This window comes from Salmonella sp. SSDFZ69, assembly GCF_004010755.1.
GTDB lineage: Bacteria > Pseudomonadota > Gammaproteobacteria > Enterobacterales > Enterobacteriaceae > Salmonella > Salmonella enterica.
Map to the genome: position 1 here is coordinate 2,628,135 of NZ_CP034831.1, position 14,478 is coordinate 2,642,612.

General features: G+C 49.1%; 17 protein-coding genes, 1 tRNA gene and 1 pseudogene. 3 read left to right on the plus strand and 16 right to left on the minus strand.

Annotation, left to right across the window (positions count from 1 at the left end):
- Nucleotides 1-92 precede the first annotated feature (92 nt).
- From EOS98_RS13125 to EOS98_RS13150, 5 genes are all read right to left on the minus strand, one after another.
- Nucleotides 93-734: a membrane protein gene (locus EOS98_RS13125; protein WP_020438048.1), complete on the minus strand. Its 642-nt coding sequence runs from the start codon at nucleotides 732-734 to the stop codon at nucleotides 93-95.
- Nucleotides 735-963: 229 nt separating this feature from the next.
- Nucleotides 964-1,146 (minus strand): DUF1869 domain-containing protein, encoded by a 183-nt coding sequence (locus tag EOS98_RS13130; RefSeq protein WP_000513733.1) that lies wholly within the window; start codon nucleotides 1,144-1,146, stop codon nucleotides 964-966.
- 2 nt (nucleotides 1,147-1,148) lie between these two features.
- A complete protein-coding gene (yeaR, locus tag EOS98_RS13135) occupies nucleotides 1,149-1,511 on the minus strand; it encodes a DUF1971 domain-containing protein YeaR (protein WP_001248993.1) in 363 nt (120 codons plus the stop codon).
- A 172-nt stretch (nucleotides 1,512-1,683) separates the two neighbouring features.
- On the minus strand, nucleotides 1,684-2,322 hold the full coding sequence (gene leuE, locus EOS98_RS13145; RefSeq protein WP_000457190.1) for a leucine efflux protein LeuE: 639 nt from the start codon (nucleotides 2,320-2,322) through the stop codon (nucleotides 1,684-1,686).
- Between the two features lie 196 nt (nucleotides 2,323-2,518).
- Complete coding sequence (locus EOS98_RS13150; protein ID WP_000617984.1) at nucleotides 2,519-3,064, minus strand: chorismate mutase; 546 nt, start codon at nucleotides 3,062-3,064, stop codon at nucleotides 2,519-2,521.
- Between the two features lie 82 nt (nucleotides 3,065-3,146).
- On the opposite strand from EOS98_RS13150, the pseudogene EOS98_RS24880 reads away from it, so the two are divergent.
- A pseudogene (locus EOS98_RS24880) lies at nucleotides 3,147-3,301 on the plus strand (hypothetical protein).
- Nucleotides 3,302-3,379: 78 nt separating this feature from the next.
- Nucleotides 3,380-3,628: a biofilm/acid-resistance regulator YmgB/AriR gene (locus EOS98_RS13155; RefSeq protein ID WP_000208086.1), complete on the plus strand. Its 249-nt coding sequence runs from the start codon at nucleotides 3,380-3,382 to the stop codon at nucleotides 3,626-3,628.
- 254 nt (nucleotides 3,629-3,882) lie between these two features.
- Here EOS98_RS13155 and EOS98_RS13160 read toward each other — a convergent pair whose 3' ends face one another.
- From EOS98_RS13160 to EOS98_RS13185, 6 genes are all read right to left on the minus strand, one after another.
- Nucleotides 3,883-4,731: a MerR family transcriptional regulator gene (locus EOS98_RS13160; RefSeq protein ID WP_000190263.1), complete on the minus strand. Its 849-nt coding sequence runs from the start codon at nucleotides 4,729-4,731 to the stop codon at nucleotides 3,883-3,885.
- Nucleotides 4,732-4,799: 68 nt separating this feature from the next.
- Nucleotides 4,800-5,393, minus strand: a complete 594-nt coding sequence (locus EOS98_RS13165) for a helix-turn-helix domain-containing protein (protein WP_126524427.1) — start codon at nucleotides 5,391-5,393, stop codon at nucleotides 4,800-4,802.
- A 144-nt stretch (nucleotides 5,394-5,537) separates the two neighbouring features.
- Entirely contained in the window at nucleotides 5,538-6,326 is a 789-nt protein-coding gene (gene aadA / locus EOS98_RS13170) for a cryptic aminoglycoside nucleotidyltransferase ANT(3'')/ANT(9) (protein ID WP_126524052.1), read from the minus strand.
- A gap of 106 nt (nucleotides 6,327-6,432) precedes the next feature.
- Nucleotides 6,433-7,080 carry a metal-binding protein ZinT gene (zinT, locus tag EOS98_RS13175; RefSeq protein ID WP_164550773.1) on the minus strand — a complete coding sequence of 216 codons (648 nt, stop codon included), beginning with the start codon at nucleotides 7,078-7,080 and terminating at the stop codon, nucleotides 6,433-6,435.
- Nucleotides 7,081-7,191: 111 nt separating this feature from the next.
- Nucleotides 7,192-7,268 (minus strand) — tRNA-Arg (locus EOS98_RS13180).
- A gap of 8 nt (nucleotides 7,269-7,276) precedes the next feature.
- Complete coding sequence (locus tag EOS98_RS13185; RefSeq protein WP_001183699.1) at nucleotides 7,277-7,603, minus strand: four-helix bundle copper-binding protein; 327 nt, start codon at nucleotides 7,601-7,603, stop codon at nucleotides 7,277-7,279.
- Between the two features lie 193 nt (nucleotides 7,604-7,796).
- On the opposite strand from EOS98_RS13185, the gene EOS98_RS13190 reads away from it, so the two are divergent.
- Nucleotides 7,797-8,930, plus strand: coding sequence for a mechanosensitive ion channel family protein (locus EOS98_RS13190; protein WP_000456073.1), 1,134 nt, complete (start codon nucleotides 7,797-7,799; stop codon nucleotides 8,928-8,930).
- A gap of 81 nt (nucleotides 8,931-9,011) precedes the next feature.
- On the opposite strand, the gene EOS98_RS13195 is transcribed toward EOS98_RS13190, so the two are convergent.
- From EOS98_RS13195 to EOS98_RS13215, 5 genes are read right to left on the minus strand one after another with little or no spacing between them, the layout of a single operon-like run.
- Nucleotides 9,012-9,602 (minus strand): ATP-binding cassette domain-containing protein, encoded by a 591-nt coding sequence (locus EOS98_RS13195; protein ID WP_000947459.1) that lies wholly within the window; start codon nucleotides 9,600-9,602, stop codon nucleotides 9,012-9,014.
- Nucleotides 9,596-10,393, minus strand: coding sequence for an ATP-binding cassette domain-containing protein (locus tag EOS98_RS13200; protein WP_000950206.1), 798 nt, complete (start codon nucleotides 10,391-10,393; stop codon nucleotides 9,596-9,598). Before EOS98_RS13200 ends, EOS98_RS13195 begins: the two co-directional genes overlap by 7 nt.
- Nucleotides 10,387-11,199 carry an ABC transporter permease gene (locus EOS98_RS13205; protein ID WP_000966636.1) on the minus strand — a complete coding sequence of 271 codons (813 nt, stop codon included), beginning with the start codon at nucleotides 11,197-11,199 and terminating at the stop codon, nucleotides 10,387-10,389. Before EOS98_RS13205 ends, EOS98_RS13200 begins: the two co-directional genes overlap by 7 nt.
- Nucleotides 11,189-12,163: an ABC transporter permease gene (locus EOS98_RS13210; protein WP_001726984.1), complete on the minus strand. Its 975-nt coding sequence runs from the start codon at nucleotides 12,161-12,163 to the stop codon at nucleotides 11,189-11,191. Before EOS98_RS13210 ends, EOS98_RS13205 begins: the two co-directional genes overlap by 11 nt.
- Nucleotides 12,163-13,797, minus strand: a complete 1,635-nt coding sequence (locus tag EOS98_RS13215) for an ABC transporter substrate-binding protein (RefSeq protein WP_094964586.1) — start codon at nucleotides 13,795-13,797, stop codon at nucleotides 12,163-12,165. The genes EOS98_RS13210 and EOS98_RS13215 overlap by 1 nt, the downstream gene beginning before the upstream one ends.
- Nucleotides 13,798-14,478: the final 681 nt, after the last annotated feature.

Genomic DNA, 14,478 nt, shown 5'->3' on the forward strand with positions numbered 1-14,478 from the left:
TTCCAGTATTATTTGCCCGCCTCACCGAGTGCGGGCTTTTTTTGCTAACCGCTATCTATCCCATGCCGAATTCATGGTCTTTTTCAGCCGCGCTATTTTGCGTGATACGGGGTCATCTCCAGCGCAGTACATTCATCCTGCTTGTCCTGCTGCATAAAACCCACGGTCACCATAAACAAACCGATCATAAATGGCACTTCATAAAGCTCTTCAATCAAATCTGTGTAACGAGCGTTATGCAGGAATATCGGCGACAACCACCGATGATGCTCGACAGTGTCGGAAATCAGATATGAACATGCCGTCACGGTAAACAGCCACAATGGCAGAGGAACGTCCCGCAGACGACGAACAATCTCCTTACGTAGCCCGGCAGAAAACAGGACTGGCAAGACTAACGCAGCAATTAATAGCACTGAAATCGTTCTGAACAGCATACGCGGCTCGTCAGGGAAATAGTCACGCCCCCAACTGGTGCTTCTACCCAATAGCACCACCCACCAGACAACAGCCCATAGCCAAAACTGCTTTGCCCCTTCGGGACGGGAAAGTGGCCGTATATACCAGGCGGTAAATAGCGCCCCAAACAGTAACCATAACGCTTGTCCGTTTTCAATCCATCGGACCACCACGCCGTTAAGCAAAGGCAATTGCCAGTCCGCTGTAAACGGGATGACCACAGCGGCAAGCGCAAGAGTAAGTGCTGACGAAGTTAATCGGGTATCGAGTTTCATGATTATAAGACTCTTCTGGTTTTTAATACCCAATCATAAGTTTTATGAATACGCTCTCATTAGCAAACAATGCGATATTCTTAATGTTTTCTTAATGTTTCTTTTCAACCCATGTCTGATGTAAATAAACAGCGCTTTTCAATACGCAAAAACCGCATCACGCTGGCGACGCGCGATGCGGCTTCTGATTTAAAAAATCACTTTATATCAAATAGATACTACAAGATCCTTACCAACCGCAAACGTCGTGTTCGTTTTCGGTATCGTAGGAACGCACGGTATTGACCAAATCCTTCACAACTTCTGCCGCAACTTCAGGTACCAGCAACGTCATCGGTGCTTCCGTTTCATAGTCCACAGAGACGCCATTGCTATTATTCGTGACCGTGACGGTATAAGTAGCTTTTCCCATTATTATTCTCTCCCGGCATGAATGACTTTTCGTGAGGTCGCCCCTTCCATCAGTACTTCCGGCGCGACAAAAAAGTCGATGTTAAAATAGGTATCATCCGTCATGACCTCAATATTGTGCCACTTTTCCGGAGGAAACACGCCAAACTCGCCGGCATTGATCACCATGATCTCTTCCGGCTCAGAGCAATGTTCATCAGCGTATCCGAGATATTTGACCGCCCCCTGCATCACTGAGAGGCGAGGATAAACGCCGGGTCGCGTTCCCTTATCAAGGTGGCGTTCGAAAATTCCGGCAGGCGCCGTCTCTTTGTTCCAGAAGGGCGTGGAACGTGTATGGATATGATTTTGTGGAATTTGCCGCATTTGCTTCCCTCTTCCCGCAGGTTACTCAGCGATAATCTCATCGCTGTCGTAAAAAGGTTACGCTCCAAAAACAGCATTTTAAATACCATTTATTGGTTACTATTTTGCTGTTTTCCACGCAATAAAACCGAAAGGAGAGCAATGACCCGCCGTTGACGACGGGTCCAGGGGGTTAAGACTGGAGCGTTGCCAGCCTGGCGGCAAACCCGACGAAAAGAAGGCCAATCAAAGAATTGCCCACTTTTGCCAGTTTCTTTTTGGTACCAATATAGTGGGTTACAAAAGCGCCAGAAAGAATTAAAAAGCTCAGATAGCAAAAACTGACAATTTCAAGGGTGGTAGCCAAAATAAAAAATGACACCCCAGTATGCGGCGCAGTAACGTCAATAAATTGCACAAAAAAGGAAACATAAAAAAGTATGGCTTTAGGATTCGTCAGGCTAAGAATTAAAGCACGCTTAAAAATAGCGCCAAAAGGAACTACCGTTTCCGTCGCCGCACGCCCTTTTGAGGTCAGCGTGGCGTAAAGGATTTTTGCGCCAAGGTAGAGCAGATAAAACGCGCCGAGATAGCGAACAATGTTAAACAGAACCGGCGTTGTTTTGATCAGCGTCGCCACGCCCGCATACGCCAGAAACATTAATATCGCATCGCCGATAAACACGCCACATGCGGCAAGATATCCTCCTTTAACCCCGCGTCCCACGCTGTTTTTAAGCACAAAAAGCGTATTCGGCCCCGGCACCAGAACGATAAAAATCGCCCCGACCAGGTACGTCCAATAATTCAGAACACCATACTCCGCGAACACATTAACCTCTTCCTGAAAACATTTACGCTTAGCTGCGAAACAGTATGCTAACGAATGCACCGGAAGATGGGAAGCGAAACCACGTCTCTCCAGCCGCTATTCCACCACGCTTATATCCACATCACCCAAAAACGTTCTTGTATCGCGCCCCCCGCAGGCAATCACCAGGTATTGGCCCACGTTTCCTCATGGGGAATTAACGCGCGCGTCGCACCAAAGACAGAGATGCCAACACATCACTGATATCGCTCTCATTCAGATTCGGCGCATTAAAGTGCGTTCTCAGCCACACCATATCCTCATGGCTGAAAGCGCCGACCATCAGGCGCTGGCTGATAATGATCAACATTTGATTATCAAGTTGTCGAATACGTTGCCGGGTGACCGACAAGGTTTGTATAGGAAAGGAGGGTTCTGGGCCGGTTCGCCACTGCGCTAAATAGCGGTACTGTATCGCTTTACTGGCATCCATTAGCGAACGAATAAAAGGGGTTATCGAATGCGGGTCCAGACCGTTATTTTTCGCTTCTTCTTCAGCCTCGGCAAAAACATTTTGTTCACGCGTGAAATCCTCTATCGGCAGATGGTGCTTCATTTTATAAGCAGCCACATCTTTCATTAATAACATGCGTTCATTGAGCGCGGTTAAGAGCGCGCCAAGCGATACCGACGTTACCGAATCGGCAAAAGTGGTGCTGCACATCAATAAAGAACAAAGAAAAATGGCGATATGACGAATCATTAATCAACCTCCTTTTACGGAGGCCTGACAGTAATTTACCTTTATTAAGATAACATTAAGTAATTATTACAGATGGGTATTAATGCTTATTCGTTTAAACTGGAGTGATAAAAAGAACAGGCCGTTGATTCTGCGGAATCTTCACCTTCATTTAAAGTGTATAAAATATACAACAAATCACACAAATGTGATGCATATCACGTTTTTATGATTTTTTATTACAGTTTTATGATATAGGTCTAACTTTAATAAGTCACTAATTTCTCTCCCCCGCTCAGGGAGATCGGCTTCAATTTACATCGAATATGGTGAAATATGACTACCATTACACTAGTCAACGAACAAAATAGTACTGGCAATCCTTTTTCTGCACATATGTTATGTGAACAGCGAGCTATTCAGGAAATTACTTACGAACTATTGCAATCGCAGCAGCATGTCTCAAATAAGGATATCATCGCCAAACTTATTGAAAAACTGGAAACAGAAAAAGACGTAGTGCAGCTTGATATTTACCGTAATGCCTTAGAAGCCGTTTTGTTTCAGACACCTGACGACATCTAATATATACCCAAAATAATTCGAGTTGCTTAAAGGCGGCAAGGGAGTGAGTCCCCAGGAGCATAGATAACGATGTGACTGGGGTGAACGACAAATCTGCCGGGAGCAGATTTGAACGTCGCGTGCGACGGCCCGTCAGGGCGAGGCCCATGGATGGGCCGAGTAATCCGTAGCCAACATATAAGCAACTTGAAGTATGAAGGGTATAAACAAGGGAGGGGGTTACTCCTCCCCTGTTCGTTAATAATGCAGATGCCTCAACGTGCGGTGCCTGATTTTTCGTAGCCGTTTGCATGGATTTGCGGTGCAACATGCTGCATGCTTTCTGGCATCTCATGCTGCCGGTATACGGCTGGCAGTAATGTTAAGCCTGAGCCATTTTTCACATGAAGACTAAATTTACCCGATTCTTTTAAAGCCTGAATAAGATTTTCCTGCGCGGGAGTTAATGTCTCATCATGCCACAGAACAATATGCTCGAAAGACGTTGATAAAAGATCGGGCATCGGCGCTTGCCAGGGGATGACTTCAACTCGCATACCTTCACTACAATATTTAATCGTTTCCAGCCATAGCTCAATGGGGTCGTTCAGCGAAAACGCAGCAATAAGCATTGTGCCTGCTGGCGCCTTTCGTACGCTACTTAGCTGGAACGTGGCGTATTCAATAATCGCAGTATCCAGTAATGCCTTTTCAAATCGGCGTGCATCATCATCGCCTGCGGACAACCACAGCCGTAAAGGACGCAGTATTGACTCAATTACGATACACGGCGGAATTTCCCGACCATAACGCCAGAGTAATTTTCGCAATTTGGCGGGTTCGAATTTTCTACACTGCGCTAAAATCTCTTCCTGGTAGAATAACCATCCCGAGCGGCAATGCGTTTCTTCACCATAGAGGGCAGGTTTAATCTCTTTTAATGAAAAGCCTTTGCTTAACGCGTCGATAATATGCTGTATTCTGATAGCATCTTCTATGCAATAAAAACGATTGCCAGCTTCATCTTTGGTAGGTTGAAGCAGGCCATAGCGTTCCCAGGACCTGATATTTGCTGTTGTGACACCACACTGCGCCGCCATTGCGCTAATACTAAAAGTAGCCATGCCTGTCTGGCCTCATGATGATGTAAGAAAGCATAGTGAACCTAAACGCCATCAGAAGCAAATCATTATTAAGTAACGACCTTACTATTTACATGGGAAATTGCATTATCAACATTATTTATTGTAAGCCAGTGCATAAAGGCTTTAGAGACGGACAGTATTTGATAATCCAGAACTGTTCTACAACCTAATTTAGTCAGAACATGGTAGCGTACTGAGTAAATAGTTTTTAAATGTACATTCAGCTCACAGCTTATTTGTCGGATATCCATTCCTTTAACAAGCATCGCCAAAACATTTCTTTCATTCGCCGTTAATCTGACTTTCTCTGACCTGGGAAAAAATTGACCAGCAGCGGCCAAAATCAGTAATTCGCGCCACTCAGCAATAGAGGCATCGACCTTTATTCGATATATAGCATGATGTTCATCAATAAAGTTATATTCATTATGGGTAACAATCCCAATGAGTACCGTTTTAAATGCGGAAGTAATATACTGCTGTACGGTGTAGTAATCGTCGATATCAAAAATAATATAATTTACGTTACCAGCTATTATTGCGACGTCCTTAAATAAGGACTCCAGACCATAATTAAGAAACAGGTTTTCGCTCAATAGTCTTGTATCTGTCTTTAAAACAGATGATGCGGAACCAGTCATATCCACCTCAACAAAACGAGAGCCATGTGGAAATATCCATTCGATGGCCCGCATAAGATCATCTGCTTACTTCAGCGATGAGAACCTATTAAGTAGTAGTTGAGGAACGCCGTTTGCGCAACCTGACAGACGTCCTGGGGCATCTTATGTGAACTGCGTGGGGATGTACGCTTTCGCAAAATCCACAAAGCGTACGACCGCAGGCAGCAAAATATGCCAGTCCTGCTGCTCCAGACCTAAATATTCACGCTGCGCCGCACGCAACGTAGCAGCATACTCTTCTGGCAACTGAGGTAACAGCCAGTCAGCCGCCGCATCCTTAGAGGTAAATCTCCCGGTAGAAAGGGTGTACCAGATACGCGCCAGGGTTAAAACGATATGATACTCATCTCCCTGCACATCTGCCGTGGATTGCCAAAGGTCGAGGGAATAACGCAAGGCCTTCAGCAACTGCGCCGCAGGGGCTGGCGTGAACAGCCGTTCCGCGCGTTCGCCCTTTAGCGGTATACTGGTTTCCAGAATTTGGGTTATCAGTAACACAATGTCCCAGTCCTGCTGCGCTGGTTCATAAATCCCCTGACAAATGTCCTCTCTTAGCCACTCGCCAAATTGCATTTCCCTGGAAGGTGGAAAACACCAGGGAACCAGCTGCGAATAAAGCACGACAGTGACCTCCAGAGCGCGTTTTTCTGCCGACGCCCCCGGCGGCGATGAAAGCGCCAGCAATTCCTGCATCAGCGTTGCGCGTTGGGTCTCCGTCAGCGGCTGGCATATTGTCACCAGCAGATCAATATCGCTGTTTGGCTTCAGACCGCCCGCGACAGCGGAACCATATAAATGAATAGCACGCAACGTATCGCCTGTGACACGAGTAATCAGGCGACACGCCGCATCCGTTTGGCATTGAATCGAGGGCGGTATGGACAGCGTCATCATTGCTCCGGGGCGCAGGTATTTTTTATATTGATTGCCAGAAATATGGCATAACGGCAGAAAAAAGCTCGCTATGAATAGCGAGCTTTTAACATTGCAATCAGACTTAATGATGTAGCATTTCGTCAACGACCTCATTCGCCTTTAACTGATAAGGATAATAGGTAGGCCAGTTTTCCATCTCTTGCAACAATGCCTGCTGCGAGATATTTCCCATAAAGATATGGAAGTGCGCCGATTTGCGCGGGGCAATGATATGATCGCTAAACTGAACATATTTAGGCGCTTTGCTATTCGCATCTTTACATTCGAACAGATAGCGCACCCCTTTTTTACCCGATGCGTAAGTCAAAATTTTATAGCCGGCATAGTTGTATTTACAGGATGCAACGTTATTGTCGCGATGGAATTCTATGACGCCATTTTCAATGCCGATCGTCTCAACATTCGTCGCGTATCCTTTGCGATAATACGCTTTAATATCCTCAAACGTTTTCTCCGGGTCTTTCTTCGCCTTTTGTCTGAAGACAGGGTCCAGCTCGCCGCTGACCAGATAAGGATAGACGGATTGCCACATACCATCCCAGTCGGTGAGCGCGCGATCGCGTACATTAGCGTCATCAAACACACCCGCTGCCGCTTTTTGCTCAACCTCCGTCATCGGCGTGCCATGAGCATGATGACCATGCGCGAAGGCAGGACTATTTACCAACAGCATTCCCAGAAGCATTGTCAGTTTTTTTAAATGAATCACCAAAACGTTACCCTCATCTTTCTTAGAAAGATGATTGTTATATTATAACATTGCATTTATTTCAACAGAAACTCAGCGGCCACCGCGCAGGTGGCCTTTTTTGATATCAACTGGTCCGCCATCGAGGAATTGAACCCCGAACCTTAGAGGTAGAAGCTCTATGCTCTATCCGGTTGAGCTAATGGCGGAAGAAAAATTACGCGGCCATTTTAAGGCAGGCGTCTGCGCATTGGCTGCATGCCCGCGCGCAATTCTGGCAATGGTCGTGATCGTGCCTTGCACACTCTTCGGCGCAGGCTTTGCAGATATCCGCGCACAGGCGGCATAATTTTTGTGAGTACTCGCTTTCCAATGCCATAAATTGCGCCGCCAGGCGACAAATGGCCGCACATTGCATATCTAACTGGATGCAGTGCTTCATCATTTCGACGTTATCTTCACGCAGACAAGAAGAGGCGCAGATATCACACGCCGCCGCGCATTCATAACACTGCTCAATACACTCACGATGTTCTTGTTGCATAAATGACTCCTTATTTTATTAAGAGGAGTAGATAAGTCTGCACAGAAACGCCGGGATAGCCAAACGGCTACCCCTCTTTTTCATACTTTTTGAACAAAAGTGCTGAATAAAACAGCAATAGTAAAGCCGGAAATCGGCCTCCGTGATGTGACGTCTATACTGTAATGTTCATCTGCTTTTCATCGGAGGTAAAATGGAGTATTTAGCACGACTAAATATCGTTGCGATGCTGATGTCAACGACGTTCTGGATCAATCTGGCGGTCGTTTTTTTCGTCACCCTCATTACTTACTGGCTCATCAACTGGCTACTTAATGTGGTCTATAAAGCGCTACAACGCCCGGATAAAAAGAATGATGCTCATGGGCGGCTGCGGCCTATTGTTTTCGAGATGCTGAAAAAGACCAGTAAGATGCTAATCTTTTTTGCCGCATTTCTCTTTAGCCTGCGCTTTGTCGCCCTGCCCGACCGGTTATTCTCTACCCTCTCTCACGCCTGGTTTTTAGTGGTTGCGATTCAAATGGCGATTTGGCTTGATCAGGGCGTACAGTCATGGATGCGTCATTTACTGTATGCCCCAGGCTCCAATAAAAACCCGGTGACGTTAGTCATTCTTGGTATGATTTTGCGCGTGCTCGTCTGGTCTATGATGTTGCTCTCCATCCTGGCGAACGTCGGCGTGGATATTACCGCACTGGTAGCCAGCCTCGGCGTGGGCGGTATTGCTATTGCCCTGGCGGTACAAACCGTTCTGAGCGATGTCTTCGCTTCGCTGTCGATTGGTTTCGATAAGCCCTTCGAGATCGGCGATTTCGTCGTCTTTAATGATGTAGCCGGTACGATTGAACATATCGGTTTGAAAACCACTCGCATCCGTAGCCTCAGCGGCGAACAGATCGTTTGTGCGAACGCGCAGTTGTTGCAGCAAACCATACACAACTATAAGCGGATGCAAACGCGTCGTATCGTGTTTACTTTTGGCGTCGCCACTGCGACACCGCCGGAAAAGTTACGCCTCATCGGCGATATGGTGAAAAAGATTATTACCGATGTCGGCGAAACACAATTCGACCGCGCCCATCTACTGGCCTTTGGTCAGGATCGGCTGACCTATGAGGTGGTGCATATCGTCAATACCGCGGATTACAATAAATACATGGATATTCAGCAAGAGATAAATATCCGTATTATTGAAAAACTCATTGAGAATGATATCGAACTGGCGCTGCCAAGTCTGGTCGTCAGAGCCCCTGTACAGGTTGAAGAGACCAGGGACTACAGTAATACCGCTGATGCAAAAAACGCAGATAAACGCGTCATGCAGTAAAATCTCTGCCGACAATACCGGGAACCCATGGGTTCCCGGTGCGTTAACGGCGACACGGCAATGCGGAGAAACGACTTGCGGCTATTCCACCTGTAAATGGCGGGTACAGACTTGATCAAGTAGCGCAGACTGATGACTAATCACCAACATCCCTAATGAACGGCTGCGGCACACCTCAAGCACGTATCCCCATATCGCTTTTTGAATAGACGGATCGAGTTGCGCCGTCATTTCGTCGGCAATCAGAAAACGCGTTCGTGGGTCAAGCGCGCGCAGTATCGCAATACGCGCCAACTCCCCGCCTGAGAGCTGCATTGGCCGACGCGTCAGCCACTCGGGCTGCACATGCAAACGCCTCATCGTTTCCGGATCAGGCTGCCAGGCATCACGCACAGCGTCTCCGGCGCTTCGCCAGGGATTAAACGTCAGTTCAGGATGCTGGGGAACAAGCTGTACCGGACAATACTGATGCAGGGGTAACGGGCTGCCGTCCAGCAGAACGTCGCCCGCCGTCGGCTTTTGCCATCCGGCCAGGACGCGCCCCAACGTTGTTTTCCCCGTTCCGCTTGGCGCATGAATTCCTACCCGTTCACCGGCAGAAATCGTAAACGTCAGGTTCTGCCATAAGACTTTCCCGCCCTGACGAATAACGAGGTCGCGGCAGCTCAACATTCTATTCCCTCTCCGGTCGGCATAAATAACGGGCTTAGTTCAGGCAATGCTTGCCATTGCCGTTTTAACGGCTCACTCATCTCTTCCGGCTGTAACTGCTCGCAGCGGATATTGTCCGTGATATAACCCTGATGCAGCGCCACAATGCGATCGGCATACCGCGCCGCCAGCAGCAGGTCATGAGTCACCCACAGCACGCCGCATCCCCGCTTGCAAAGACCTCGCAAGTGCTCGAGCAACTGGTTTGCCAGTGCCGTATCAAGCCAGGCGGTGATCTCATCCGCGAGAATATAACGTGCCTGGCTAAGCGAGGCGTGGCACGCCAGAATTCGTTTAGCCATCCCACCGGAGAGCTGGCGGGGAAAGCGTTCCAGGACTGTCGGTGCAAGATCGCTTTGCTGTAATAGCTGTACCATTTGCGTCTCATCCCAGGCGCGTCCGGTCAGATGACATGCTCTGTTCAAATGTTTTCTGATATTCAGCATGGGATTAAGCGCCTGTACCCCCTGCGGCACGTAGCTAAACGTATTGCCCCTAAGCTGCCTGATGGTATGTCTGTCCAGCCGGTTGCCATCAAGCGTAATCTCCCCCCGAAAGCGTAAGTTTTCCGGCAGCAGATCGAGCAGGCATTGCAGCAGCAGACTTTTTCCCTCCCCGCTGCCGCCAACCAATGCCACCATTTCGCCGGGCGCGATATCAAAAGAGACATTCTGTAATAACGGCGACCAGCGTCTCGCGCCATACCAGCGATAACGCGCGCTTTCCAGCGTAACCTGTTGTAAACTCAGCATACGTCACTCCTTAACCACAGCCGCTGAATGGCGCGCGCAAACTGATCGAAGAGCATCACCAGCGTGAATAACATTAGGCCGGGAAACAGCACCAGCCACCAGTTTCCATGGCTAATAAACCGTAACGCATCCGCCAGCAACAGCCCCAGCGAAGGCTCATGCGGCGCCAGCCCAAACCCCAGAAAACTTAACGCCGCGCTGTGCAATACCGCATGAGGAAACATCAATAACGTTCCCGTCAACCATTGCGGCAATAGCGCCGGAAAATAGTGATATCGCCAGCAATAAAGGTGTCCATGCCCCAGACGATAGGTCAGTGTCAGGTAGTCACTCTGCGCTACCCGCTCCGCGTCGGCGCGCAGAATCAGCGCCAGACGGGGCCAGTGCGTTAACGCCACGGCCGCAATGACGCCGCTTTTACCGCCGCCGAGCGTAAAACAGATAAGGATCAGCAAAAGTAAATGCGGCATGGCGAGCATAGCATCGGTTATCAGCCGCATCAGGAGGTCCAGCCGGGGATGAATGCGCGCCGCTGCCGCCATCACTAGCGCGATAACGCCGCTGCACAGCGCGGCGCCAACGCCAATTTGTAAACTGGTGAAGGCCCCCTGAAAGCAACGAAGCCATACATCACGCCCCAGATTATCGGTGCCAAACCAGTGCTGGATATCAGGCGACAGATGCCGGGCAAGCAGATTAACCTCTGGCGGCTGGCTCAACGTGGCATAACCGTATCCGGCAATAAACAGCAGACAGGTAACGGAGAGGATCAGACGAAACAACGTCGGGGCAGGATTATAGAGCATCGGGACGCTCCAGCGATCGATTAAGCCCCACCACAAGCCAGGCTGAAATCGTATTTCCGGCAAACACTAATAGCGTACAGAATAAAACAATCCCCATGAGTAGCGGGACATCGCCACGCAGGCCGGCATCGATAGTGGCCTGCCCCAGCCCCGGATACGCAAAGACTTTTTCTGCCAGTAACGCCCCCCCCATCAGTTCGCCCAGAGAAGCAAACTGTAAGCAGAGCGCTGGGGTAATCGCATGACGTAACACCTGGTGACGTAACAGCGACCATCCTTTATCCCCCTGAGCGCGCGCAAAACGAATAAATTCGCTCTTCATTACGCTGGCTATTTTTTCTCGCGTATGCAGCGCAATTTGTCCCATGCCCAACAGACTTAACGCACATACCGGCAACACAAGATGGCGTAAACGTTCCGATAAAAGAGCTGTTCCTGCATTATTTCCGGGGTCCCAGGCGCAACAAACAGGTAATACCGGCCAGCGGACGGCAAACAGCGCCAGCAACAGCATTGCTATCCAGAAAGTGGGCAACGATGACAATAAGTAGCTGATACGGCAAATCATCTTATCCGGCCAGCGGTGGAGAAAACGTCCGGCCAGAAAACCCAATGTCACGCCCAGCACACCAGACAATAGCCAGGCGCCTGCCAACAGCGCGAATGACGTCGCAAAACGTTCCCGGATCACGCTGGCGACAGGCATGTTGAACAGCATGGAATACCCCATGTCACCCTGGAGCAGACGCCAAAACCAGTGACCGAAACGCTCCCACAGCGGCTGGTCAAGCCCCCAGCGCGCCGCAATCCGCGCATATTGTTCTGGCGGAACATGGAGCAGATCGTTGCCAATATAAGCGCGGATAGGATCAACGGGCGAAAAGCTAAGCAAAATGAAGGTGCCGGCAGCCACCAGCACCAACAGAATAATCAGCCGCAAAAAATGACTGAAGAACAATTTCATCACCGACAGGTCCAGGTCCAGTCATCAAGATTGTTTAACACCGACCAGCTACCGTGTATTTCTGGCGCGCCTTTTCCCAGATCAATACAGGGGTTGGCCAGATAGGTATGCTGAATATTAAGCAGCCATGCCCATGCCGCATCGCCCTGAACGCCCGCGCCCTGCTTCCCATCCCACTCAACCTGCTGCCAGAAAGGAATCGCCTTTTGCCAGTCAGGCGCATCTATAGCCTGTTTCAGATGTGCTTCTACCGCAGGGTTGCTGTAATAGCCCGGGTTATAATATTCCACACCAGCGGCTTTCCTGCTGTAGTGATGGAAGAGTTCCATCGGGTCCAGACTTCCCCAGCCAAACAGCGTAGGGTTAGCGTGCATATGGCGCTCTACGGTTTCCCAGCTTCCCGACTGCAACGAGACGACAATGCCTAAAGGCTGTAACATGGCGCGCACCGCTTCGGCCAGATCCCGCCGGGTGCTGTCGCCACTGGCATACCATAAGGTCAGACGCGCTTCTTTACCTGCTTTTTCACGCACGCCCGCACGGTTTATCTTCCAGCCAGCCTCTTCCAGGATGGCGCGCGCTTTTGCAATATCGCCATCGCTGAATATCACTGAAGGATTTTGCCACGGCAATCCCTGCACCGCGCTATAAGCGGGTATCGCATGGCCTTCCATCACCTGTTCCGCCAGTTGCTTACGATTAATGGCATAGTTAATTGCGCGTCTGATAGCGACATCAGCGGTCACATCGTTGCCGACAGGATAACCGTTAGCATCCTTTTTACCGGCAGGCACCATCGGGAAGACAATGCCCCGGTTTTCAACGCTATCGCGTACCCAGAGTTTAAGATTATCCTGCTGCGGGGCCACCGCCATAGAAGGGGCAATGCGCACCAGACCTAACTGTCCGCTGCGCGCGGCGGCATAAGCATTATCTTCATCCAGAAAGACAAAAACCAGCCGGTTAAAGTCATTCTTTTTACCCGCATACCAGGGATTAGCTTCAACGATCAGTTGCTGACCCGGCTGAAAGCTGACCAGTCGGTATGGACCGGCGCCTATCGGTTCGCGGGCGAACGTTTTTTCATCATAACGGCTGGCCGGAACAATCCCTAACGACCCGAGTACATTCACAAAGGTGCTCTGCGGATGGCTCAGCGTCATCTCAATTCGGCGCGCATCCAGCGCTCGCGCATGGCTAAAATTGCCCATGTCAATTTTACCACCGCTCTTCGCCGCTTTGTTGTATGTAAATACGACATCTTCGGCAGTTAATGGCGAGCCATCGGAGAATTTCAGCCCGGGCTTTAAGGTTAGCGTCCAGATTTTACCGTCGGGGCTGGTATCCACTTTTTCCGTCAGTAAATTACCCCAACTCATGTCGGCGTTTTGCTTAAGCAACGGCGCATGAAGCAATAAGTAGCTGCCGTGGCTCCAGCCCAGCATAGGATCAAAGCCTTCCGTTGGCTCAGGGCCAATGGCCAGCTTCAGGGTACGACCGTCTGCCGTGTCCGACGCGGCGAAAAGCGACGAAGTGAATACCAGAGTCAGTGCGCACGTCACGAGCGCCAGTTTGCCTTTAATCATCAATTTGTCCCAGATTATGCGTTGTTTTTGTTTCTCCCGGCGCAGCATAAACGTCGGGAGACCTCCTGAGGACGACATTATGGCGAGCATTTGTAAGGAAAAAATTGATGCAGAACAGAAAGTATGACGATCTTTTAAAAACATCATACGCACAAACGTCGGGAGCGCCAACGTGGGCTAAAGGCCGCTTTTGACGGGGATAAAACGCAAGGGAAATGACGCCAGGAATACCGGGTTAATTAACGCCATCTTATTCTCTTATTTCCTTTCTATTCTGTATTACGTCTTCCCATCCGACGCTGTTCATTTTCTCAACGTTATTAGTCAGTATTGAAATGTAAGAAGGTATCGTAATTAGCGCTTCCTGGCTTTAAACCTAAACCAATATTAAACGAACCGGGCGTTAATGAAACTTACCAGCAGAACGCCAGTCATATGGCAACCCGATGAAATGACATGCTATGGAGTCCAACCGAAAAATGTTAACGCCGCCAGGGCTCGTGATGATTTTTTTAGCCGTACTGTTCTCATTGCTGACAGGATGCGCAAGTTATAAAAACACGGCATGGGGAATATATCCGGCTTCAACGGATATTTGTCCATCAGGTACGACATCAACAGGAGGGTGCAAAGAGTAATATCGCATATTTAATATACACCACTTTTTAAATGACTGTCCGGACATTTTCGGACGGTAAGTTTTCTATTAATTTATAATGGACTAATCCC